This window comes from Cyclobacterium qasimii M12-11B (assembly GCF_000427295.1).
In the GTDB taxonomy this organism is placed as follows: Bacteria; Bacteroidota; Bacteroidia; order Cytophagales; family Cyclobacteriaceae; genus Cyclobacterium; species Cyclobacterium qasimii.
Genome location: NZ_ATNM01000064.1, coordinates 51,366 through 74,526, shown reverse-complemented (window position 1 = coordinate 74,526; position 23,161 = coordinate 51,366). Strand labels below are relative to the sequence as shown.

Sequence of the window (23,161 nt, the reverse complement as noted above, 5' to 3'; positions counted from 1 at the left end):
GAGCTTGGAACAAAAATGGAACGATTAGGTTATTGTTCATCTGCCCAATCTTGCAGTTTTTGTGGTACGGGACTTCCGTCTTCGGAATAAAATTGCTCATCTTCCTTTTTTCTAATGCCTACATACAAAACATTTTTATTTAGGTCTGCCATTAGCACAGCACCCGGGTCGCCACCACTATGTGCTTGCATTCCCCAAGCATAAAACATTCCGTCAACAATAGTAATTGGCGTTTCCACTTCCCATATGCTTTTCACAAAAGCATATTGAGGCCCCAGCATCTTTTCCAGCCGTTTTTTTATTACAGGCTCTTCCAAAAGTTTTATCTCATAGGGATACTTCTCATTGAAAGCCTTTAGAAAGGAAAGTTCGTTTGAAATGGGGGTGTTAGCCGTCGGCTTTTCGCCGTTAAGAACTGCTTCTTTTTGGTTGAAGGCTTGTTCTACCTCTGGTAATGTTTTAACCTTCCCTTCAGAATTGCTTACTTGCTTACAGGATACAATAGCAAAGGTTACTAGTATTACTGAAATTATGTCTATTAAAGAAGGCTGTCTCATGAAATTTTTATGCTATCTGAATTATTTCAGGTGAAGTAAAATCGGGGGGCTTCAATGCCTTCACTGTAATTCATGGTCTTCAATTTATCAATAGTATCCTCCAGGTCTAACTTTGAACCATTAAAATGATTCAAAGTTGTCCTTTTTTACATTTCCTTCACCGTCAATCGAATAACCAATAGGTTCGCCTTCTGCCCAAACCATCTGGGGCAACATTTCCAAAAGTGCTTTTTTATGGTCTTCGATGATTTGCGTATTACCCTCTTTATAGGCGATATTGTCCCATTCATTTGGGTCATTCTCGTGATCATAAAGCTCCTCAAAGTTGATTTCAGGATAATAAATATAACGGTACCTTATGCTTCTCACAGCATGTCCTGTGATCGCATCCTTTTTTTGGTAGGCAAATTTATAGCTTGATATAACAGGTGAAGTTTCAGTGTTTGGGTCCTTCAGTTGAGGCAAAAGACTGTTTCCATCCAAATGGGAAGGTTGCTCAAATCCTGCTAGGTCAACAAGCGTTGGATACAAATCCATTAAACTTACCGGTTGTTCGCAAACCATACCTGCTAAAGACATGCCTGGAGCAGAAATGAGCAAAGGTACCCTGGTAGATCTTTCCCAAAGCGTGAATTTTTCGATGTTGTCTTTCTCTCCCATATGCATGCCATGATCAGACCATAACACGACAATGGTATTGTCAGTATGTTCAGAATTTTCGTAGGCATCCAAAACCCTTCCTACCATGGCGTCAGAGAAGGTGATGGAGGCTGCATAAGATTGGATTATTTTTTTCCATTGATCGTTGTCCAATACCCATTTCATTATCCATCTTCGTCCATGATCGAATGAATCTTCCAGGTCATCCTCTTTACGTTCCGGCAAAACGATGTCTTCTAGTGGATACATGTCGAAATATTTTTGCGGAACTTCCCAAGGGTCATGCGGCTTCCACATTCCTACGGCAAGGAAAAAGGGTTTGTCATGTTTTTGGCCAAGTTGGTACCTGGCCCAATCGGCTACGTGATAATCGGCCATTTTTTCATCTGGAATAGGAATTGCTCCCCAGGTCCACCAGCCATCTGCTCCTCCTCCAGGGCGGCTTTCATTGTCTACATCCTCAGGATAGATCACCTCCTCAGGGGCACGGATTTGGTAAGGGTGGGAAATATAAGGGCTAGGGTAGTAAAAATCCCAGTTTGCTGGTTCTACCTGACTCGTAGCATCCCATGGTGGTGCCTGGCTGTGGTAAATCTTACCCGCACCTAGTGTTTTATAGCCGTTTTTTTTGAAGAATTGTTCAAGGGTAGTTACCTTCTTTAGTGCGTCAAATTCCCGCCACTTAGGGCCGTCTCCCCAATATACGTTTTCGGCTCCAGAACGGGCGTGATGTACCCCGCTGAGGATAGCCGCTCTCGTAGGTGCACAGGCCGGTGCCGGAGTATGGGCATTGGTGAAAATCATTGAAGAAGCAGCAAGTCGGTCAATATTTGGGGTGTGAATTTTCATGCCCGTATGGCCAGACAAAAAACCTGCCCAGTCATTCATATCATCCACGGCTAAAAACAGGATATTTGGTTTCTCCTCAATTTGTTGTTGTGGAGGGCTGCAATTGCTGAGAAGTAACAAAGCCAAGGCAAGTAGCGAATAGTGGATTTTTACAGGTGAATTTTTCATAGGTGTGCAATTGAATTGTCGTGGTGTTAGCGTATCCTTTAGGGTGAATATTGAAACACAAAAAATCATAGTCGTTGCTGGTAACGATGGCCTGATCTTCAAGTAGTTTCAGCAGGTTATAGCTGAGCTATTGTATATTTTGGGGCAAAATATTTTCTGATTATGGCTTTCCAAGCCTTTGGGATTCTAGGTTACAATTAAAAGTAAATTTTGAGGACTCTATTTTAATCCTCAATTGGTTTTCTTTTTCACCTCTAATAAATAGCTGGTCAATTGCATATTATTCATGCTTCCAACCATTCCAAGTCCTTTGGAATAATATAAGTGATATATTTTGCTCTTTTGCTTGTCTCGATCTTGTAACTGTTTGCATTCTAGAACGATTAAGTTATCATATTTTCTTGTGGGCGTTTCAAGTTTTTCGTCAATTCCAATAACTTTATAAGACCAACTACCATCAGCTTCAAACCATTCTTGTCCCATTACAATTTTCTTTGGCAAGACTACAGATTCACTGTTTACTTTAGAGTCGAAGTGATAATAATTTTTGTTGTCCTCTCTATAGTAGCTTGTGTCAGTTTTGCCCCAGGAATATTCCCTGATTTTTGTATAATAATCATTTTTCCCAAATTTGGTTTTACCTTCAAGATAGTAGTCTAAGTAGGTGCTGTTAATCGATTGATATAATTTGGAGGTATTTATTTGCTCATAAAAAACCAAATATTTGTCCGTATTAATTGTTTGTCCGTAACTGATACTTGTTAGTAATGCGAAAAGAAAGGAAAGCGCAGTTTTTTTCATTGCCTATTGTTGATAATACTGCCTTACATAGTTGTAAAAGTACAGATGAGTATATTTCTACCTAGATAATATTACTAATCTAATTGATTTTTAATTGATTTAAAAATCAATTAACCTTAATAAAAGAATAGACAATTGATCTTTTTTTCTCCGTTTCAATCCGCTGAAAAAATCAATACCCAAAAACCTTAAAAAAAATAGTGGCAAAAATATCAGAAGTACTACTTCTGACACCTAAGCCACCATTTTGAAACATCTAAAAGTCCTTTAAAGCTTAATAAGCCACTGGTTCAGCAACGATATATTCGCTTGTTTCTGTAAAGGTACGGCCAAACATGTCCTTTGCTCTGACAGTGATGATATGCTTGCCTACCGCCAATTTGGTGTCTATACCTCCTCTCCAAAGGTGAGTAGCATTGACAGGGTTGGAAGGTCTTCTTCCTGGTTCCAATTGATCCATTAAGTCCCATTCCATTACTGAGGCAGCATAAGAAGGATCTGGAGCTTCTACCCAGCTCATTTCTTTCCATGGACCATTGTCTATTTTATATTCCACAAGGTCGTTTTTGTCACCCATGTAGAAGTTGGCAAAGATGCCTGAACCTGTGCCTCTATTGTTGGCCACTACTTTGGGGTTAAAGATCTTAATCTGGTGTTCCTTTGATTCTCCGATTACCTGATAATCGATTTTGTATTGATTGCCTTCAATATGTAATAAGGCATAGCCTTTAGGAGTTCCATCTCGCATGGTAGAAATTGGTACCCCGTCATCATTTATTTTACCCGAATACCAATCCCCAGAGGTGGTTCCTGCATTGTATTCATGAAAAGGATTGCTGCCTTTCCAGCCATCTTCTTGGGTATAAAAATTGTGACGCTGCAAATGGGTATGCGCAGAAAGCGCCAATACATTATCGTAGTCCTTTAATAGATCAAAAATCTTTTGTCTGTCACTGTTCCTGAAGCCATTTTCATTGATATGGAGGAAGGGGATATGAAAAGACAAAACTATTAATTTTTCTTTTGGAACATGTTTTAGGTCATTTTCAATAAAATCCAGCTGGGTTTTTGTAAAGCCACCCCAATAACCTTTGCCATCCCTTGGGTCTGGATAGAGAATGTCATCCATTATGATAAAGTGAGCGTTGGCGTGGTTGAAGGAATAGGTTGCAGGACCAAATACACGCTCAAAGGACTCGTCAGAATGCTCGTCAACTTTTGCATCATAGTTCATGTCATGGTTGCCCATCACATTGTACCAATGCCAACTGGTTTTTTTCAGGATCTCTACATATGGAGGGTGTAAATCAAGGTCATCACCTGCCAAATCTCCCAAACTTATACCAAAGCTAATATTGCTTTCATGCTTTGCTTTATCTACAACACCTTTCGCGAATTGATCCAATTCTGTTGTGTTATAGGGTTGCGGGTCTCCAAAAATCATGGCCGTGAAATTGTCAGGCTCTTCATTTTTAAGAAGGGCAAAATTCACTGATTTTGGCAGCTTTCCGGTTGGAGCAGTTCCTTTGTATTGTAGTTCTGGAGAACCGTCTGGTTTGTGGTTGTAATAATAGTCTGGCAACTGATTTTCTCCTACCGGAACTTTAAATCCACTCGGCTTGATAACAAAAATTATATTGTCTGAGCCAATAGGTAGGGAGTATTTACCTTTGCTATCTGTAAGCACTACTTCTTTTCCATTGCTGACGGCGACGTCTGCTACGCCTTTTTCGCGGCGTTCTTTTTTACCGTTCTGATTGCTGTCTTCATAGACATAACCAACCACATTGTTTTGAGCAAATAGGCCAAAGCTGATGCTTATGGCCCAGCAAAAGGCAATTAATTTCTTCATGAGCTATTGTTTGTTTAAAATACCTGGGAGGGAGAATAATAACGGCACTATTGTCCCTCCGGAATGAAAACCAAATATAGAGAATGCACTAACCAAGGATCAGTGCAGCCTATTAATTAAAAGTTATTTTTCAAACACCTGGTATTAACAGTCAGGTTATATTGGGTTATTGTTGTTGTTAGCGACTTCCTTTATTGTGAAAAACCACCAAGCCATCTTTTCCGGCCACTACAATATCTTTCATTCCATTGCCATTCAGATCGGCAACTGAGAAATACAAACCAGCTCCCTTACCTTCTCCAAATGGGCCATAGCTAATCACATTTTTGGTAAATGACTCCCCGTTCCATTTGAAATAATACATTCCCAGAAAATCATTTCCTCCCGGGTCATTGCCATTGTGGGCTCGGTAGCGTTTGCCAGTCACAAGTTCCATTTCTCCATCATTGTCTATGTCCACCCATTCCATGGTGTGGTATTGAGACTGATAAGGATCAATGGCATGTTTTATAAAGGAGATTTTGTCTCCGCTTTTGACCTGTTCGTACCAGTGCAAACCATAGTCATGGCCTTGCCCAACGATAAGGTCATTTAAACCGTCTTTGTTTACATCAGTTACAATAATGGGTACGCTTGCACCTCCCAGTTGAAAAGTGTCGTGGAGCTTCCATTTTCCATTTTTGAGGTCTTGAGGTGCTTCAAGCCAGCCTTCAGGAACGATGAAATCACCTCTGCCGTCTCCATTTATATCACCAAATCCAAGGCCGTGTCCATGCTTTTGTGTGACAGGGTGTTTTTCAAATTCGCCTGTACCTTTGCCACCCGCATCACGAATCAGGGTGTAGTAGGCGAGGGGTTGATTGGGTGTGTTGGGTACAATGTCCAGGTGTCCGTCATTGTCTACATCCCAGGCACGGGTAGTTTCCACATTGCCAGGTTTTGTAATTTCATGAATAGCCCATTCCTTGTTGCCCCCAGGGTTTTCGGCCCAGTAAAGTGTCTGTCCAAACCAGCCTCCAGTGACATAGTCCATTTTACCGTCTCCATTGACATCCATAGGGATAGTCGAGAAATCATCAAAATATTCGCTAACTCGTTTTACCTGACCAATCAATTGTCTTTTGGTAAATTCAGGCCCCTTGTACCAATAGCTTCCCGATACGATGTCGAGTTGTCCGTCACCATCTACATCGAAAACACCTGCCGATTCAGCGGTCTCCATGGCTATCAATTGTTTTTCAAAGGTTATGGGCTTGGGATCATTACTCAATCCTGCCAAAAGAAGTGCGATATTAAGGGTTAGATTCATACATTAAAGATAGCTGTTTATCCAAAACAACTGTCCTGTACTGTCCAGTTTTCTGTGAATGGCAAAATATTAATTGTTTGATTAAATAAGATGAATCCGGTGAAGTTTGATGTCTGGGGAATTTTAAACCGTTAGCACAATGGATATTTTTTGCATTTTGATGGAAATGTACCAATTGAGGGTGTTGATAAATACTGCAAGACCAAGCATTTCCAGGGTTTCTTCTACCGTATAAATCAGCCGGTAACCAAAGCTTTGTCCATTTGCATCAAAAGTGTTTTCTCCTAATGTCTCAAAAACAATAGCTCCCATCAAAAATATTCCGGCAGACAATAACATTGAAAAGAGTAATTTTCTATTGAGATGATTAAAGAAAGGAATGTATATCAGGGTTGTTCCCAAAATCACCAGTCCAAAGACTATTACACTTACATAATAGAAAAAATCGGAAGAGTTGTTTTTTTCACGTAGATAACCAATCAAAAACTCATGAATAGAAACAGCTTCATCCAACATTAAAAGGGAAAATACTAGTGTCATCCCAAGCCATCCCATGTATTTTTTACCACTCATTTTTTTATAAACAGTAATGATCAACAGTAAAATAGTAGCTATTAAAAATTGAATCGATGTGAAGAAGGAAGGGATATTTGCTTCCTGATTAAAATCAAAAAGGCGAATAATAAAAGCTTCTAAAGCCCTATTTTCATTATGATTTATAGCTAGAAATATGCTAAGGGTATTCAAAAGTAGCAATACAAAGATTGCCACTAAAAAAGCTTTGAAAAGCTTTTTAGTTGGTATGAAGAATTTCATTTGGGTGAATATTAGGTTATTATAGGTAATGTAGGGGTGTTGGTTAATATAATAAAATATACGGACCAATCAAAAAAAATAGATCTAATAAGGTAAAAAAAAGGACCAATATCGAAAGATATTGGTCCTGGTTCATTTATATTAATGGGTTATAAACCACTGCTTTATCCTGGGGTTAAAGTCTTCAATGTTTTCCCAGTGGAAGGCATGTCCGCTTCCTGGGTAGGTATGTAAAGTCGCATTGGGAATGGCACCAGCAACTTCTTTGGTCATCCATAGAGGGGTAAATTTGTCTTCTTCTCCTCCGATGACCAGCACGGGTTGTTTTATTCTGTGCAAATGTTCAAGTAGATCATGATTCATACATGCGGCGGCCTGCCCTTCAAGCCCTATCAGGGGTTGTGGGTTGGTGTCATTTTTTGCATTTTTCCGGTCCTCAAGCATTCCTTTATAGGTTTCCTCATCATCAAAAGAAGCCTTAGAAAAAATCAACAGTTGAATGTATCTGCTAAATTCTTCAGGCCTTAACCTGGCCTTGATGTCCACCATGTGTTTGAAAATATCTTTGGCGGTGTTGTCACATCTCGCCCAAGGACACATCAGTACCATAGACTTGACAAGATGAGGATGTCGGAAGGCAAGCTCCTGTGCAATGATACTTCCCATGGATACGCCGGCTACTCTTACTTTTTCCAAACCCAGGTGTGCCAATAATCCAGCACAGTCATCTGCCATTTGGGCTGAAGTATAAGGTCCGGCTGGTTTGTCAGAAAGGCCAACACCCCTATTGTCTACAATGATACACCTGAAGGATTGCTGCCAATGTTCCAGGTGCTTTTCCCAAACTGCCCCGGGGGCGGTGATCCCCATGATCAGAAGCAGTGGTTCTCCTTGCCCGCTTTCCTCATAGTAGAGGTTGATTCCATTGGTTTTAATCGTAGGCATGGGCTATTTCAATTTGGGGATAAGGGATTCGTGCACCCATTTCCCATCGTGGAGGGTTACAAAATCAGGGTCTTTCAACGCCTCTTGACCTTCGTCTTCACAAATGATCCAGCCATCAAATTTCTCGTCTTTTAACCATTGAGTGATGCTTGTAAGCTCCACTTTTCCATTTCCCATCAGAGTGAATTCAGGTTTTCCGTCCCAATCCTTGTAATGAACATGATTGATCAAGGACTTGTACTCTTTCATCTTGGTCAAAGGGTCCATGCCACCATTGATAATGTGTCCCACATCAGGGCACCAGCCCGTGACTTTTGGGTCAAGAGATTCAAGGATTACCTTGTAATCTTCTTCAGTTCTGGTAATGGAAGTATGTGGGGAATTAGGGTGAAAGCTGCTTGTTACCCCTTGATCTTTTGCTCTGGCCGAAACTGTGTTCACGATGTCCACTAGGTTTTTCCTCCTTTGATCAAGATCATGTCTTCCGGTAGGAATTTGTACAGTGCAAAGAACTGATCCAGGAAATCGAGACAGCAGTTTAATGGCTTCATCGGCGATTTTTTTCTCCTCATCCGTTTCTTTGTTCCCATTCCAGTCCAAAGCCAGGGCTACTGCTGCAAGAGAGATGTTTTGTTCTTTTAACTTTTCTTCAAGTGCATCAGCATCTGCCAATGGGCCCATCCAGGTGAAAATAGGCTGTATGCCGGTGAAGCCTGCTTTGGAGATTACTTCTATCATATGACCCAACTGGCCCTTGTAGGTTTCTCCATTGTTGCTCATGAACCAAGTGTAAACTTCTGCGCCGAAGCGAAAGGGGAGTTCAGACATTTTGTATGGTTATTTTGGTTATTGTTAATTGTAAATTGATTCTAAAATTGATGACAAGCCTTAAAGCCCGTGTTTTTCACCCATCATTTTAATGAATTTGTAGCCGTTTTCAGCCATTTCCCAAGGTTGAGAAAACTCTCTCCAAACTCCTATTGAATTGGCGAAATCAGGATCATTTCTAGTGAAGCCTTCAATTGTTAGCCAGCCTTTAAATTTTATTTCAGCCAAAGTAGCGAAAGTGTCGTCCCATGGAACATGACCTGATCCCGGTGTGCCTCTGTCGTTTTCGCTAATGTGTACATGGTGAAGAACGGGTGCTATTTTTCTAATGGCATCTCCCAGGTTTTTCTCTTCGATATTTGCATGGTGGGTATCAAACATCGCCTTTACATTGGGATGGTTGGTCTTATTGATCAAATGCAGCAATTGGTCCATGGTGTTGCACAGGTAGCATTCAAAACGGTTCAATGCTTCTGGGGTAAGAACAATTCCCGCTTGCTTGGCATGCTCGCCCGCTTGATACAATATTTCGGCACTTCTACTGTACTCGTCTTCGTTAGGAGACCTTTTGGCAAAAGTAGAAAATGCGGAATGAAAAGGTCCACAGATTACTTTAGCCCCAAGGTCATGGGAGCGATCGATGGTCCATTTCATTTTATCCAGGGCTTTAGCTCTCACTTTTGGATCTGGATCAATGGGGTTTTCATCTGGGCCCAATACGAATACCGTACTGCTTTCAAGTCCTGCATTTGCAGTGAATTCTCCAATTTCCTTGTAGGCTTTTTCGTCAGGTGAACCGACGAAAAACTCTACGCCATCATATCCTATGGCTTTTAGTCTTTCGATAATGGGTTTTAATTCATCAGAAACCGAAGCAGACCATGCCAGGACGTTAAATCCAATTTTGTTCATTGTATATTTTTTATTTTAGGCTTTAAAAATTATTCGAAATCAGTGACTTTCATACCAAGTCTAAAATTGTCAAAACCAAACATAGAGGGTTTGTAATCGCCTATAATGTCCACTTTTGCTTTTTCAGGAATGTCTCCTTCCATGTCTAGTCCCCAATAACTTGCATTGACGATCAAACGACGAAGATCTTCGCTTAAAAGGTCTACAGATGCGCCCAAGGTGCTGGCTAACACTTTGCCTTTTTTGCCGCCTTCAATCTGGTAGCTTTTAGTCCAAACTACAGGCATCAGTGATTTTTTCCAGTTGATAGAAGCCTCTGCATTCATTCCTGAAGTAGATGCTCCATGGATCAATACTTCTGTATCTTTTCCCAAGGAATTGATGGTGTAAACATCAGAAGCTGCCCATATGTCGGTGACTCCATTTAACAAAGGGTTTTTAGCAGAAACCTGAATCCCGTCTAAAAGTGCCCTGGTACCTTCTACAGCATGATGCCCGTGGTGGGCAACCCAGGTTTCACCCAATATTTTTTTACCGAAACCTTTTTCCCAGCCAGGAACAGTGCTTTGCCAGTGGTATTTGGCATAAGGGCTTTTATTGTCTTTTGCATAGTTAAATGCATGGGTGGAAGTACGTAAAGCAATTAATGGTTTTCCGGATTTCAGGTAAGCATCAAAATACTTCATTTGCTCATCAGGAAGTTCACGGAAGCGCAACAGGATGATAACCAGGTCCGCTTTTTCAAGGTGTTCCATTCCTGGGATATTGGTTTTATAATTTGGAACTACCTGATTGTTCTCAGGATTGATAGGAAAAAGAACAGTGGTGTTGAAACCATGGTATTCGGATAAGATTTTTGCCATCATTGGAAGTCCTTCTTCCGACCTGTATTCATCATCACCACTAATAAGAACGATGTTTTTCCCTTGACCAGCGCCATTTTGACCTTTGAATTGTAGTAGGAGTTTGTCACCTTGGGCCAAAGCCAGACTTGAAGACCAAATAAGGGTGAATATTAATAGGGTTACTACTTTGAACCCATTGCTATTGAATTGATTTTTTGTAATCATTTATCGGAAGTGTTATTTCAAGATTTATTCTGGATTTTGTAATTCAATCTCCCAAGCTTTATCAGGAATCGTTTCCATTACATAAGGGAATGGAGATTGTATATTTGGGGTTTAAAGTAATAAAATTGTTTGGAACATTCCTTCATTTAATCAAATAGATCCGAGTAAATATAGATAAAAGGGGTAAAAGAAGGATTGATTCTCTTTTTACCCCTTTTTAATGGTTAAGTTTAAACTGATTGGTTTACTAGTACCCTTGATTTTGGCTTAGTTTTTCATTGTTTCTTATTTCCGCAGTAGGTATTGGGAAAAGCAATTCCCGTTCCTTTATAGTAGGACCATATGTAAATTGATGTCCAACATACTCTTCAAATTCTCCAGTGGTCACATTCCAGGCTTTTCGTAACCTTACCATGTCAAACCATGTTTTGTTTTCGAAGCACAATTCTACCCATTTTTCTCGCCAAACTGCCTCTCTGAATGCTTGTTGATTTAACCCTTCCAGTGCTGGTAATTCCGCTCTTTCACGAATTTTATTGACAGCTTCAAAAGCAGCATCGGTAGGGCCATTGGCCTCATTCATCGCTTCTGCATAGATAAGCAATACTTCCGCATACCTGAAAACCGGCCAATTCAATCCACTACTGGTAGAATTTAATTGGGCTTCTTCGTCAAAATGCTTCCAGATGTAATAATCGCCCAATTCTTTAATGGAACTTCTGTCAGACTCCAGGCTGTATTCGGTGTAGAAGAAGGTCTTTTCATCCGTCCTTTTGTCCCCCTCTTCAAAAGCACCAACAAACTCTTGGTTTGAAAATATACCACCTGTCTCTGAACTGTAAGCGGAAATGCCCCGGTTATAAGGGATTATGGATACTTGCCAGGATGAAGGAACGGTAAAAGCAGCATATTGTATCATGAAAATATTTTCTCCCTGATTTTTATCTTCCACAGAATGAAGTTTATCATAATCCGTAAACAAGTCATAGACGCCTGATTGAATGACATCATTGGCTTTTTCTGCTGCCAGTTGATAATATTGATCGCCTGCTTGTAATGGATAGCCGGCCATGGTAAGGTATGCGCTGGCCATTAGGGTTTTAACTGCGCCAAGGGAAACCCTTCCGCTACTGTCTCTCCACGGCAATCCAGCGTTTTCAGCAACTTCAAGATCAGCTATGATCTGGTCGTATACTGCGGCTGTTGTGGCTGGATCGGGATACAATTCGGGACTTGTTAAATCAATAGAAGTGGTGATCAATGGAATATTGCCAAAAATCCTTATCAGATTATAGTAATAGTAAGCCCTCAAAAACCTGGCTTCTCCAAGGAGTTTGTTTTGGGTCTCACTGTCCATCTCTATTTCTGGTATCTTTTCTATGGCAAGATTGGCATTTGCTATTCCCCTGTAATAACTTGTCCAGTAAGTTTGGCCATAACCATTGTCTGAGTTATTGATCAAACTTCTTACAAATAGGCTGTTTTGGGCCTGCCCAAGTTCTGTGTTGGCTAAGCCAGTGGCGAATTCAAGCATCATCCACGGGCCACCGCCAAATCCAGATTCCATCACCGGTCTGAGGCTTTCATAGATAGAGTTGACTACGCTGGTAGCGTGCTCAGGACGGGTGAAATAATTTTCTAGCGTAAAATTGGATTTGTCTGTCTCATCGAGGAATTCTGTACATCCCCAAGTTGTGATCATTAGCAAACTGATAAGTATCACACGACCTGTTTTTTTTATATTCTTTTTCATATCCTATAAATATTCAAGTGAAACTGTTTAAAGGGCAATGTTTAATCCTAGCATAAATACCCTTGGTTTTGGGTAGGAATACAAATCTACCCCTTGATCAAATGGAGATCCGGAGGTAGATACCTCGGGGTCATAGCCTTGAAACTTGGTGCTTAGGAAGAAGTTTTGGACAGAAACATAGGCCCTTAACCTACTTAATTTAAGTTTTTCAATCAGGGTGGGTTCGAAAGTGTAGGCGAGGAGTAGATTTCTGCCACGTAAAAAGGATCCGTCCTGCGTTCTGTCTGAATCGTTGAATGTATTGTATCCCGCTGTCAATGGTCTCAACTGTGCGATATTCGTGTTTTGATTGTCGGGTGTCCAGGCATTTAAGACTGTTTTAAAACTATTTGCTATTCCCTGACGATCTTCTGCAGAGTGTTTGCTTCGCCACAATACTTTATTGCCATAGTTAAATTGAAGGTCCACCATCAATTCCAGGTTTTTGTATTGAAAAGTATTCATCAAGGTGCCAAAGCCTTTGGGGATTCCCTGACCAATAATTACCCTGTCATTGTCGTTGATAGCGCCATCTCCGTTTACATCTTCATATTTAATATCTCCGGGCAATTTAAGGTATTGGGCAGCTAAGTCAACTTCATCTGTATTCCAAGTTCCCTGGTGTACAAACCAAAAAATGAGCTTACGGGCTCACCTTCCCGGATAACTGTAGAGCCAGAAAATATGTCAGCTCCTCCTGTGAGTTCCAGTACTTTGTTTTTGTTAATTGAGATATTAAAATGGGTGTCCCACTTAAAGTCATTATTAACCATGTTCACAGAATTAAGGGCAAATTCTACCCCTTTGTTTTCCATGCTTCCTATGTTTCTGGTGACTAGACTGTAGCCACTACTGGAAGGGACAGGTGCATTTAGAAGCATGTCTTCTGTTAGTTTTCTGTACAAGTCAAACTCGAAAGAAATTCGGTTGTTAAGCAGACCTAGCTCTAACCCCACATCCGTTTGATAGGTTTTTTCCCACCTGAGGTCAGGGTTGGAAAGCCGGTTTACACCCAATCCTATACTTCTGGAATCATTAAATATGACGGTGTAATTACCCATTCCTGCCAATGCTTGATAAGCGGGTATTTCAGAGTTTCCTGTTACCCCATAACTTGCTCTTAATTTAAGGTTGGAAATGGTTTTATGGTCTTGGAGAAAGTCTTCCTCTGAGATTCTCCAAGCCAGGGCAGCCGAAGGGAAAACAGCATAGCGATTGGCTTCTCCGAATTTTGAAGAACCGTCTATTCTACCGGTAAAGGTTACCAGGTATTTTTCTTTGAGGTTGTAATTAAGTCTGCCAAAATAGGAGTTTAAGCCATAGGCTGAAGTTCCTGAAAGGGTTTGGAAAACATTGGCTCCTGCACCAAGATTGTTGAACATGAAATAATCGTCCTGAAAGTCCTGAGACCTTGCAGTGCTGTTAAAACGATCCACATGTTGCCATGAGATACCCAATAGGGCATTAATAGATTGGTTTTCATCAAGGTCTTTGTTATACGTCAGGTAATTTTCAAATTGCCAGGAGTTTAAGCGATCATTCATTACGGAAGCATCACCTCGTTGGTTTTTGGCTATGTAGTTAAGGGTTCTTCCGCCATAATAGTCCACCCTTTGATTGATGATATTACTAGCTAAAACAGAGCGAAGCTCAAGTCCTTCTGCCAGGTTGAAATTGGCATAAATGTTTCCCAACATGGTTTGGGTATTGACGATATATACCCGCTCATTTGCCACGTGTAAGGGGTTGTTGCCACCTTCCATTCCGGGATAGTCTTCATTTCCAGCCCAATTGCCATCACTGTATTGGACGGGGATAATAGGGAGGGCTTCAAGTACTTGTCTCATGGCTATAATGCCTCCGGCACCCAGTGGGTCTACCTGACTTTCTTTCTGATCGGTATAGCTGAGGCTTCCTCCTACCTTTAGCCATGGTTTTATTTGACTGTCAAACACAAATCTACCAGCATATCTTTTTAGATAGGATTCACGCATTAGTCCTTCCTCATTTCTGTGGTTGACGTAAATACCATAACTGTCTTTTTCATTGCCACCTGTAAGACCTAATTGGTAATTTTGAGTGACGGCTTTTCGGAAAGATTCATCCTGCCAATCTGTGTTATGAAGTGGGTTTCCGTTGGCATCAAACAACAGGGGGTTGGTTCTTTTTAATTTGGGATCGCTATATATGCCGTTTGCCCAGCCTGTAGGGTCGTATTTTTGGGCATTCTGGTAAGCGATATCTTCCACCATAAGAAATTCTTCGGAGTTTAACAAAGGGATTTTCTTCGGTAAAACGCCTACACTTACATCAGTGTCGAAAGTGATCATTCCGCCTTTGTTGTTGCCTCTTTTGGTAGTTACCAAAATGACTCCGTTTGCTCCTCTGGCACCGTATATGGCTGTTGCAGAAGCATCTTTCAGTACTTCTACGGAAGCGATATCGTTGGGATTGATGTAATCAATGGGCGTGCTACCATTTGCCAGACCAGCTGCATGTATAATGACTCCATCGATGACATAAAGTGGGTCATTGGCAATGCTGACAGAGGTGTTTCCTCTGATCCTGATATTGGCGCGTCCTCCAGGTCTGCCGGAATTGACTGATACATTTACACCCTGAATTCTACCTGACAATGCTTGGTTTAGGGAGGCTGAAGGTCTTTCCTCGAGGGCCTCGCTGCTTACCGAACCTACCGAGCCAGTTAGGTCAGACTTTCTTTGTGTACCATATCCAACGACTACCACTTCTGACAAGTCAGAAAACGAATAGCCAAGCAGTATTTCAATGTCATTCATTCCTGCCTCGATGGTGACTTCTTTTTTTCGTAACCAATAAAGCTTGCGACCAGAGTTTCTCCATTGCTTACTTCCAAACTAAATTTACCATCAATGTCTGTGACAGTACCTCTGGTTGTTCCTTTGACCAGTACAGATACCCCCGGGATCAATTCCTGGTCTTCTTGAGCTTTGATCAAACCATTAATTATTCTGCTCTCTTGAGCCAATGTTTGGCCGGTTAATAAGAAAAGAGAGAAAACAAATGCCAGTAATTGGGATTTGTTTGTTTTAATAAAAATTCTTTTCATAGTGTTTTGGGTTTAGTTAATAACGAATTATGAAATGAAATCAATCCTATATTAAATATGTAATTATTTATAAAAATAAACTATAAATTAATAGTATCTATCCTGTTCTGTCATGTAATTACTGTAAAAAAATATTATTGTTATAAAAGATAATTTATTTATATATTTCATAATATAGTTTTGTAAAAATTGATTAATTAGTATTCTATTTGGGTTTTAAAATCTATTGAAACTAATAACTTATGAGTTTTTTCTGAGAGGTAATGGTTTTGTAGTCAGTTTTTTAGGTTTAAATTTGAGAGGTAGTGATTTGAAGAACCAAATAGTGAGAGCTGTATTCCAGCTGTTGTAGGCATTAGCGATTTCTTTGAAAAAGGAGGGTGTTTACCGGCTAATGCAAAAATGAAGTTTATTAGATCAAGTGAAATTGTTTTTAATCTAGGGTTGCGGTTGTTATTTTAGGGTAAATTATATAGTTATGGATTTTGGAAAGCTTACAGGATGGCTACTGATGTTGCTATTTTTTACATTTTGCGCAGGTATATCAGTTGCCCAAACGGATAATGAAGATCAAGTGTATCTTTTCTCTTACTTCATAGGAAACGGGGAAGATGGATTGCATTTGGCTTATTCTACCGATGGCTATTCCTATAATGCTTTGAATAAGGGGGCTTCTTTGCTTGCTCCAACAGTTGGAGGTGATAAATTAATGCGAGATCCATGTATAATAAAAGGTGGAGATGGTTTGTTCCACATGGTATGGACGGTTAGCTGGAAAGAGAAGGGGGTAGGTTATGCTTATTCAGAAGACCTGATCAATTGGTCTGAACAGCGGTTTATACCGGTAATGGCCCATGAGCCGGGTGCCCGCAACACCTGGGCACCTGAGGTGTTTTATGATACGGATGAGGAGTTGTACATTATTTACTGGTCCACCACAATAAAGGGGCTTTATCCCGAGACCCAATCAAGCTTAGACGATGCTCACAATCACCGCCAATATTATGTGACCACAAAAGATTTCAAGACCTTTTCAGAAACGAAACTGTTCTACGAGCCAGGCTTTAATGTAATTGATGGAACCATTCAGAAAAACGAGGGTCAGTATTACCTCTTTGTGAAAAACGAAACCAGAGAGCCTGCTGAGAAAAATATCCGTATTGCTACAAGCAATACGCTTACGGGTCCTTACAGTAAAGCCAGGCCATCAATTACGGGGGACTATTGGGCAGAGGGGCCGACAGTCACCAAAGTGGAGGGAAAATGGATTGTTTATTTTGATAAATACACCGAACATAAAATGGGCGCAGTGATGTCTCCTGATTTAGAAAACTGGACAGATGTATCAGAAAAAATCAGTTTCCCGGAAGGCACCAGGCATGGTACTGTTTTTAAAGTCGATCGATCCTTTATGGATGAATTGCTTATAAAAGTAAAGTAGGATTTCGTTTAAAGCTCATTTTTTTAGTAGTGTGTGCTGAAAATGAAGACAAAAACCAATATTAAAAATGAGGCTTAAAATTAGGATAATCTATTCTTTATTAATAAGTTAGTAGTAAGGGTGGGCTGGAAAAAATCTTCTAGCTTCTATTCTCACTATTAAAACCTTACAACATGAGTACAATTTCATCTCGTCAACGGAGGCAATTTAGTATGCCGAAAAGCTATTTGAGGCGTAGGAGGTTTTTTGCATCAATGGTTATTAGTTTGCCAGGTATGATAAGGCCCAGAATCAAAGGATTGTTTCTTTTATTGAAATATGGGTTGAATTCAAAGCGCAATGATTCTGTTTGATACCTCTCTAAAAACCGGCTAAATGCTATCCATATATCTTTCCAAAATACTTTGAGCCTCACCTTCAAGTGCTGCTGGTAGTTAGACTTGTGATGAGGTTGTTGTAGTTCGGTATGCTTTATTAGAAGCCTTATTGAGAGAATTGGGTTGAGTAAATATAGTCAGCTAACTACTCTGCCTTTAAAGGTTAAATCATTTTCACTTGTCTAATTATTTTTTATTAAACTTGTTTTTAAAGAGCTTAAGTAAGGATTGGTTTTCTTCAACAATCGGAAAATCATCTCCCAAAAGATAGCCATACGGTTGCAGAGAGGGAATCCTGTCGAAAGTGATTTTCAATATTCCAACCAAGGGGATGAACAGTACCATGCCCGATATTCCCCAGACTGCACCTCCGATTAGCACTGCAAGCAATACTACCAGTACATTTACTTTTACTTTCGCTCCCACTACCAGTGGCGTGATCAAATTGTTCTCGATAAGCTGAATTGCCCAGAGTACGGCTAGTGTGAGGGCCGGAGCCAGAATTGTGTCAGAAGTGAGGAAGACATAGAAAATAACTAAAACCGAGCTAATGGCCACACCTATATAAGGTATAAGATTTAATATGGCTATAAATAGGGCAAAGAGTAGGTAATACTTGATACCAAAGAAATAAAAATACAAGCCTGATAATAGGGCAACAAATAAGGTGACTTTCACCATTCCGACCAGGTAGGCATTTATCACGCGACCAGCATCTGCCACCCATTTTAAAATGGACTCATTTCTATTGGCAGATACCTTTAATAAGAAAGCCACGAAAAAATCTCTATAATACAATAGCAGAAATATATACAAGGGAATTATACCTATTAAGGCAATGGATTTGCCTGTGTTGAAAAGGGTTTCATTCAGGTTATCATTAGGAAACCATTGGATCGATTGCCATTCTTCTTTGTTGAAGTAATTATTTATACCGAAAGTAGTTTCTAATTCTGACCAATACCTATTTGTTTTTTCATGTAATAAGGTATTCATTTCAGGGATATCGCTAAGCAATAAAACCATTTGATTGATAAGAATGTAGATTATTGCTGCGCCTATAACTGTCACGAATAGAATGCTTATAGCAATTGCAAATGGTCTTGGAATATACCTGGACTCTAGCCATTTACTAATAGGGTGCAATGCAAAGGCAAAAAAGGCTCCCCAGACCAAAGGAACTAATATAAAGGCCCCTATATTCATCAGCCACAATAATAGCGAAATGGAAACAAGAGAATAAGCTAAAAACTGAACAGGATGGAGTTTGGTTGTGGACATAGCAATGCAAATGATTAGAGCATTAAAATTAAGGATTAGTAAAACAGTAAACCAATAAATCAATTCTTAATACAGAGATGCTTGGTTTTCACTATTTTAATAACTATTTCATAAAAATTTGCGTATTACTGGTGATTGATGTAATATTGTAGCATCGAAAAGCAGAAGATTGCCACCCTGGCAGTTTCAGAATTGTCTGTATACCTTTTTATACTTATCAAGATACATACCATTTTATCATTTACACAGTCTAGAATTACATTCACGCGTTTTTTATGTATAACATAGAAGAATTAAGAATCAGGCTACTGTCTGAATTAAAAGAGATAGCCGAGGAGTTGGGGGTAAAAAATTTTAAATCTTTAAAGAAAGAAGATTTGGTTTATGCCATTTTAGACCAACAAGCTATCACTCCAGAGAAATCCCTACCAAGAAAAAAACCTTCAAAAGTAGAAGTGGAAGTGGAGGTGGACCAAGATATACAAGCACCAGTTACCGATATAAAAGAAAATGAAACGGTAAGTGAAGAAAAGCCAAAATTTAAAAGGCAGAATGTCACCAAGATTCAGAATGAAAATAATGATGAACCGGTAAAAGACAATAGGCCTTCGAAAGTAATAAAGCCTAAAGAAAGGCCTGCAAAGGCTGAAGATAGAACTCCCAAACAGGATGAAAGGCAACCTAAATCCGAGGAGAGACCAGCCAAGCCTGAAGTAAAAAAAGCTGAGGGTGGTGACAAACCAATCAGAGATAAGGCAATCAATAAAAAACCTAATGATCCTTCCAAAGAAGAGGATGGTAAAGGTAGAAGTTTTAGACCTAGGCGAAGAGCTGTAGTAGATGTTGAAGAGTCTAAAACAAATCAGGAGGCTCCAAGTCCTTCAGGTAATGAGCCTGAATTCCAAAAGAGAAAGCCTGCAAAAGAGGTGACCGAAGAGCAACCTGCTCAAGAGAAACCTTATGCTTCAAAAAGGAAACCTTCAGTAACGATCAAAGATTTTGATGGGATTATTGAAAATTCAGGAGTGCTTGAGATCATGTCTGATGGGTATGGCTTTTTACGCTCATTAGATTATAATTATCTCGCCTCTCCCGATGATATTTATGTATCTCCTTCACAAATAAAACTTTTTGGCCTGAAAACAGGTGACAGTATCCAGGGTCAGATCAGACCTCCTAAAGAAGGGGAGAAATATTTCGCTTTATTGAAAGTAGGGACTGTCAATGGAAAAACCACAGACGAAATTAGAGATAGGATTCCATTTGAATACCTAACACCTTTGTTTCCAGAGGAGCGTTTGAGACTGACCACCACTAAGGATAACTTGTCTACGCGTATAGTTGATCTTTTTGCTCCTATTGGTAAAGGACAAAGAGGGATGATCGTGGCGCAGCCTAAGACTGGTAAAACGGTGCTTTTACAGAGAATTGCAAACGCAATTGCTGAAAATCACCCAGAAGTACACTTGATGATCCTCTTGATCGATGAAAGACCAGAAGAGGTGACAGACATGGCACGTTCAGTTAAAGCTGAAGTGATCTCTTCAACTTTTGATGAACAAGCTGAAAGACATGTTAAAGTGGCTGCACTTGTTTTAGAGAAAGCCAAGAGAATGGTAGAATGTGGTCATGATGTAGTTATTTTACTTGACTCCATTACCCGACTTGCCAGAGCACACAATACGGTAGTTCCTTCTTCAGGGAAAATCTTGTCCGGTGGTGTAGATGCCAACGCTTTACACAAACCAAAGCGATTCTTCGGAGCTGCAAGGAATGTTGAGAACGGTGGTTCATTAACCATCATTGCTACAGCACTTGTAGAAACAGGTTCTAAAATGGATGAGGTTATATTTGAAGAATTTAAGGGTACTGGTAATATGGAGCTCTCTCTTGATAGGAAGCTTTCTAACAGGAGAATTTATCCAGCCATAGATGTCCCAGGTTCAGGTACAAGAAGAGAAGATCTTTTGATGGACAAAGAGGAAATGCAACGTGTATGGATCCTTCGAAAAATCATGTCAGACATGACTTCTCAAGAAGCCATGGAGTTCCTTCTTCAACGAATGAAAGGTACGAAAGACAATGCTGAGTTTTTGATTAGCATGAATAGTTAGGATTTGGCCAATTGCCACGCTTTACGAAAGTGGCAAAGCAAAAAAGTAATAGTCAAAAAACCCGTTTTATACGGGTTTTTTGCTTTTCATACCATGTTAACATCACTTTGAATACATAATTTAGCATTGCTTGAAAAATTCACCTGCGCTTTTCATCTATTTAACCCCTAAAAACCTGCGTTAATCGAAAAAGCCCCCATAGCACAAGTTTAACAAGTACTTTTATACTGTTAATTAAAACAAACAGCTATGAAAGCCATTTTTAATTCTTCTCAGCCTCTTAATATTTTTTTAGTCATAATCTTCATGACTGCCTTCGGTTTTGTTTCTGAAACTGCCTTCTCTCAGGATTTCACGAGTAAAGAAGATGGGGAATGGAAAAAAGACAATACCTGGGAAAGCACTACTAGCTGTTCACAATGGAGCAATACTAGTGATGGTCAGCCACCTGTATCTAAAAGCTGGGGTTGCCCGGTCACAGTAACTATTAATCATGAGGTTACCTATAAAGGTGATATAAATGGATTCGGTAGCGGTGTTTTCACAAGCCTTGTAATTGGCCCCAATGGAAAATTAATCTTCGAAGACGATATTACCATAAATGGTGGAGGTTCTGTTCCAACGATAACTTTGGCTGAGGGTGCAGAGATCGTAGTAAATGGAAAGTTTGATATTGATAGAAAAGTTACCATCGTAATTCCTAACAATGCGAAAATGACCATTCAAAATTTCGAAATAGGAGACAATAGTCCTTTGATTACAGTAGAAGAAGGTGGAATGTTGGTCGTAAATGAAGAAACCAACATGGCAAGTAGAAGTACCTTGAATGTTTATGGGGACTTTCAGACGGCTGAATTGAATTACTCTTCAGGAGGAATAATCAATGTAGGTTCTGCCACTGAGGCTGGATCAGTTTCTGTCTCAGGTGATATGGTTATTGGAAATGGTTCTTTAAATATGTTCAATAGCAGTACCATCTTGGTAGAAGGAACCTCTTCCACAGGTAACAGTGGATCAATCAATTTGAATGATCAGGCGAGTGCCCGTTTCATAGGAGATGTGGACATGGGGCGTGGTGGGTCAATGACGTTGAATGATAACACTGAATTTTCTTTTGAATCTAATTTTACTACAAGTGGAGGAGCAAATATCAAGATGAATGATAATGCCAATGGATTTATTCATAATGATCTTATCATGACCAATGGTACAATTACTCTAAAAAATGATTCTGAGGTAACAGTAGGCGAGAAACTAACCGCCAGTGGTGGAGCTAAAATTAACGGGAGTAACAACAGTGCGATGTATATCAGTGATTATGCGAACTCCACCAAAGAAAATACTTATCATATAAACTTTAGTGGGGGTGCTTTTTATGGATATGGATTTTTCTCACTACCAGTGGTTTGGAAGTCTTTTGATGTAAACGTTACGAATAATAGCGTCTCTCAGTTGGTTTGGGAGACAGCCTCTGAAGATGGCAATAGTCATTTTGAAGTAGAGCGTTCTATCGGAGGTATTGCCAACTTTGAAAAAATCGCAGAAATCAACGCTTCTGGATGGACCAATACTGTAAGTAAATATTCTTTTGAAGATGAGCAATTGGAAGAATTAACAGGAATGATTTATTACAGAATCAGACAAGTTGATTTTGATGGAAACCAAATGGTAAGTGATGTAGTCTCCATCAAAGCTGCTGGTTCTGTACCTACCCCTGATACTGTTCAATGGACAGCTTATCCAAATCCGACAGATGGTTCCTCTTTGAATATTAAATTGTCATCAGGAAATATAACAGGTGCTGTGTATGTAAGGTTATTGCAAGCTTCGTCCGCAGTTAACTTTGAAGGTGAAGTTGGAATTGCACTTGACCAGTGGTTGCAGTCAGCAGTGAAAAATGCCACTAGAGGAGTAGCTGTCTTGGAAATTATTCACGAAGGAGAGGCACATAGAATTAAAATAATGAAGATTTAGTTTATCGCCCATTTTTTGGATGATTGTATTTATTTAATTTTTTTAAAATGAAAGGAGCTTTCCATGTCGGAGGGCTCCTTTTTAACTTTCAAGTACTATTCAATTTCTTAAGCCTAAATTAATTGCTTGTACTTAGGTCCTATTAGTTGAATATTGGTGATGGGTGAGTGGCTAAGATGCTAACCCTTAGTGTTTATTTTAACTTGGGTTAAGGGTTGCTAAATTGCAATTGAGGTAAATCGGCTTACTGGCAAGAGGCAATGGTTTGATTGGAAGTTGAAAAGGACATCTAATTGTATTAAATTTAGACTTCTCTTTACTATTCGC

Annotated in this window: 15 protein-coding genes and 1 pseudogene; 3 read left to right on the top strand and 13 right to left on the bottom strand. The window is 39.8% G+C overall.

Annotation, left to right across the window (positions count from 1 at the left end):
• Window positions 1–29: 29 nt before the first annotated feature.
• From ADICYQ_RS05685 to ADICYQ_RS05630, 12 genes and pseudogenes are all read right to left on the bottom strand, one after another.
• Window positions 30–557: an Ivy family c-type lysozyme inhibitor gene (locus ADICYQ_RS05685; protein ID WP_020889071.1), complete on the bottom strand. Its 528-nt coding sequence runs from the start codon at window positions 555–557 to the stop codon at window positions 30–32.
• Window positions 558–677: 120 nt separating this feature from the next.
• Window positions 678–2,234 carry a sulfatase gene (locus tag ADICYQ_RS05680; protein ID WP_020889070.1) on the bottom strand — a complete coding sequence of 519 codons (1,557 nt, stop codon included), beginning with the start codon at window positions 2,232–2,234 and terminating at the stop codon, window positions 678–680.
• Window positions 2,235–2,465: 231 nt separating this feature from the next.
• Complete coding sequence (locus ADICYQ_RS05675) at window positions 2,466–3,035, bottom strand: hypothetical protein (protein ID WP_020889069.1); 570 nt, start codon at window positions 3,033–3,035, stop codon at window positions 2,466–2,468.
• A gap of 274 nt (window positions 3,036–3,309) precedes the next feature.
• Window positions 3,310–4,887 carry a calcineurin-like phosphoesterase C-terminal domain-containing protein gene (locus ADICYQ_RS05670; RefSeq protein WP_020889068.1) on the bottom strand — a complete coding sequence of 526 codons (1,578 nt, stop codon included), beginning with the start codon at window positions 4,885–4,887 and terminating at the stop codon, window positions 3,310–3,312.
• A 178-nt stretch (window positions 4,888–5,065) separates the two neighbouring features.
• The gene (locus tag ADICYQ_RS05665) at window positions 5,066–6,196 is read right to left on the bottom strand and encodes an FG-GAP repeat domain-containing protein (RefSeq protein ID WP_020889067.1); all 1,131 of its coding nucleotides are present in this window, start codon (window positions 6,194–6,196) and stop codon (window positions 5,066–5,068) included.
• Window positions 6,197–6,319: 123 nt separating this feature from the next.
• Window positions 6,320–7,012 carry a DUF8692 domain-containing protein gene (locus ADICYQ_RS05660; protein ID WP_020889066.1) on the bottom strand — a complete coding sequence of 231 codons (693 nt, stop codon included), beginning with the start codon at window positions 7,010–7,012 and terminating at the stop codon, window positions 6,320–6,322.
• Between the two features lie 141 nt (window positions 7,013–7,153).
• Window positions 7,154–7,957, bottom strand: a complete 804-nt coding sequence (locus ADICYQ_RS05655; protein WP_020889065.1) for an alpha/beta fold hydrolase — start codon at window positions 7,955–7,957, stop codon at window positions 7,154–7,156.
• Window positions 7,958–7,960: 3 nt separating this feature from the next.
• The gene (locus ADICYQ_RS05650) at window positions 7,961–8,785 is read right to left on the bottom strand and encodes a sugar phosphate isomerase/epimerase family protein (protein WP_040414721.1); all 825 of its coding nucleotides are present in this window, start codon (window positions 8,783–8,785) and stop codon (window positions 7,961–7,963) included.
• 60 nt (window positions 8,786–8,845) lie between these two features.
• Complete coding sequence (locus ADICYQ_RS05645; protein WP_020889063.1) at window positions 8,846–9,697, bottom strand: sugar phosphate isomerase/epimerase family protein; 852 nt, start codon at window positions 9,695–9,697, stop codon at window positions 8,846–8,848.
• Window positions 9,698–9,726: 29 nt separating this feature from the next.
• Entirely contained in the window at window positions 9,727–10,767 is a 1,041-nt protein-coding gene (locus ADICYQ_RS05640; RefSeq protein ID WP_020889062.1) for a ThuA domain-containing protein, read from the bottom strand.
• A gap of 247 nt (window positions 10,768–11,014) precedes the next feature.
• The gene (locus tag ADICYQ_RS05635) at window positions 11,015–12,520 is read right to left on the bottom strand and encodes a RagB/SusD family nutrient uptake outer membrane protein (protein ID WP_040414719.1); all 1,506 of its coding nucleotides are present in this window, start codon (window positions 12,518–12,520) and stop codon (window positions 11,015–11,017) included.
• A 27-nt stretch (window positions 12,521–12,547) separates the two neighbouring features.
• Window positions 12,548–15,647: pseudogene (locus tag ADICYQ_RS05630) on the bottom strand (SusC/RagA family TonB-linked outer membrane protein).
• Window positions 15,648–16,125: 478 nt separating this feature from the next.
• Between ADICYQ_RS05630 and ADICYQ_RS05625 the strand changes: the two are divergent.
• A complete protein-coding gene (locus ADICYQ_RS05625; protein WP_020889056.1) occupies window positions 16,126–17,088 on the top strand; it encodes a glycoside hydrolase family 43 protein in 963 nt (320 codons plus the stop codon).
• 563 nt (window positions 17,089–17,651) lie between these two features.
• Here the strand turns inward: ADICYQ_RS05625 and ADICYQ_RS05615 are convergent.
• Window positions 17,652–18,746 carry an AI-2E family transporter gene (locus ADICYQ_RS05615; protein WP_020889054.1) on the bottom strand — a complete coding sequence of 365 codons (1,095 nt, stop codon included), beginning with the start codon at window positions 18,744–18,746 and terminating at the stop codon, window positions 17,652–17,654.
• A gap of 275 nt (window positions 18,747–19,021) precedes the next feature.
• Between ADICYQ_RS05615 and rho the strand changes: the two genes are divergently transcribed.
• Together rho and ADICYQ_RS05605 are read left to right on the top strand one after the other, a co-directional pair.
• Window positions 19,022–20,860, top strand: a complete 1,839-nt coding sequence (rho, locus tag ADICYQ_RS05610) for a transcription termination factor Rho (RefSeq protein WP_020889053.1) — start codon at window positions 19,022–19,024, stop codon at window positions 20,858–20,860.
• A 249-nt stretch (window positions 20,861–21,109) separates the two neighbouring features.
• Entirely contained in the window at window positions 21,110–22,834 is a 1,725-nt protein-coding gene (locus tag ADICYQ_RS05605) for a fibronectin type III domain-containing protein (RefSeq protein WP_040414715.1), read from the top strand.
• The last annotated feature ends 327 nt before the right edge of the window (window positions 22,835–23,161 follow it).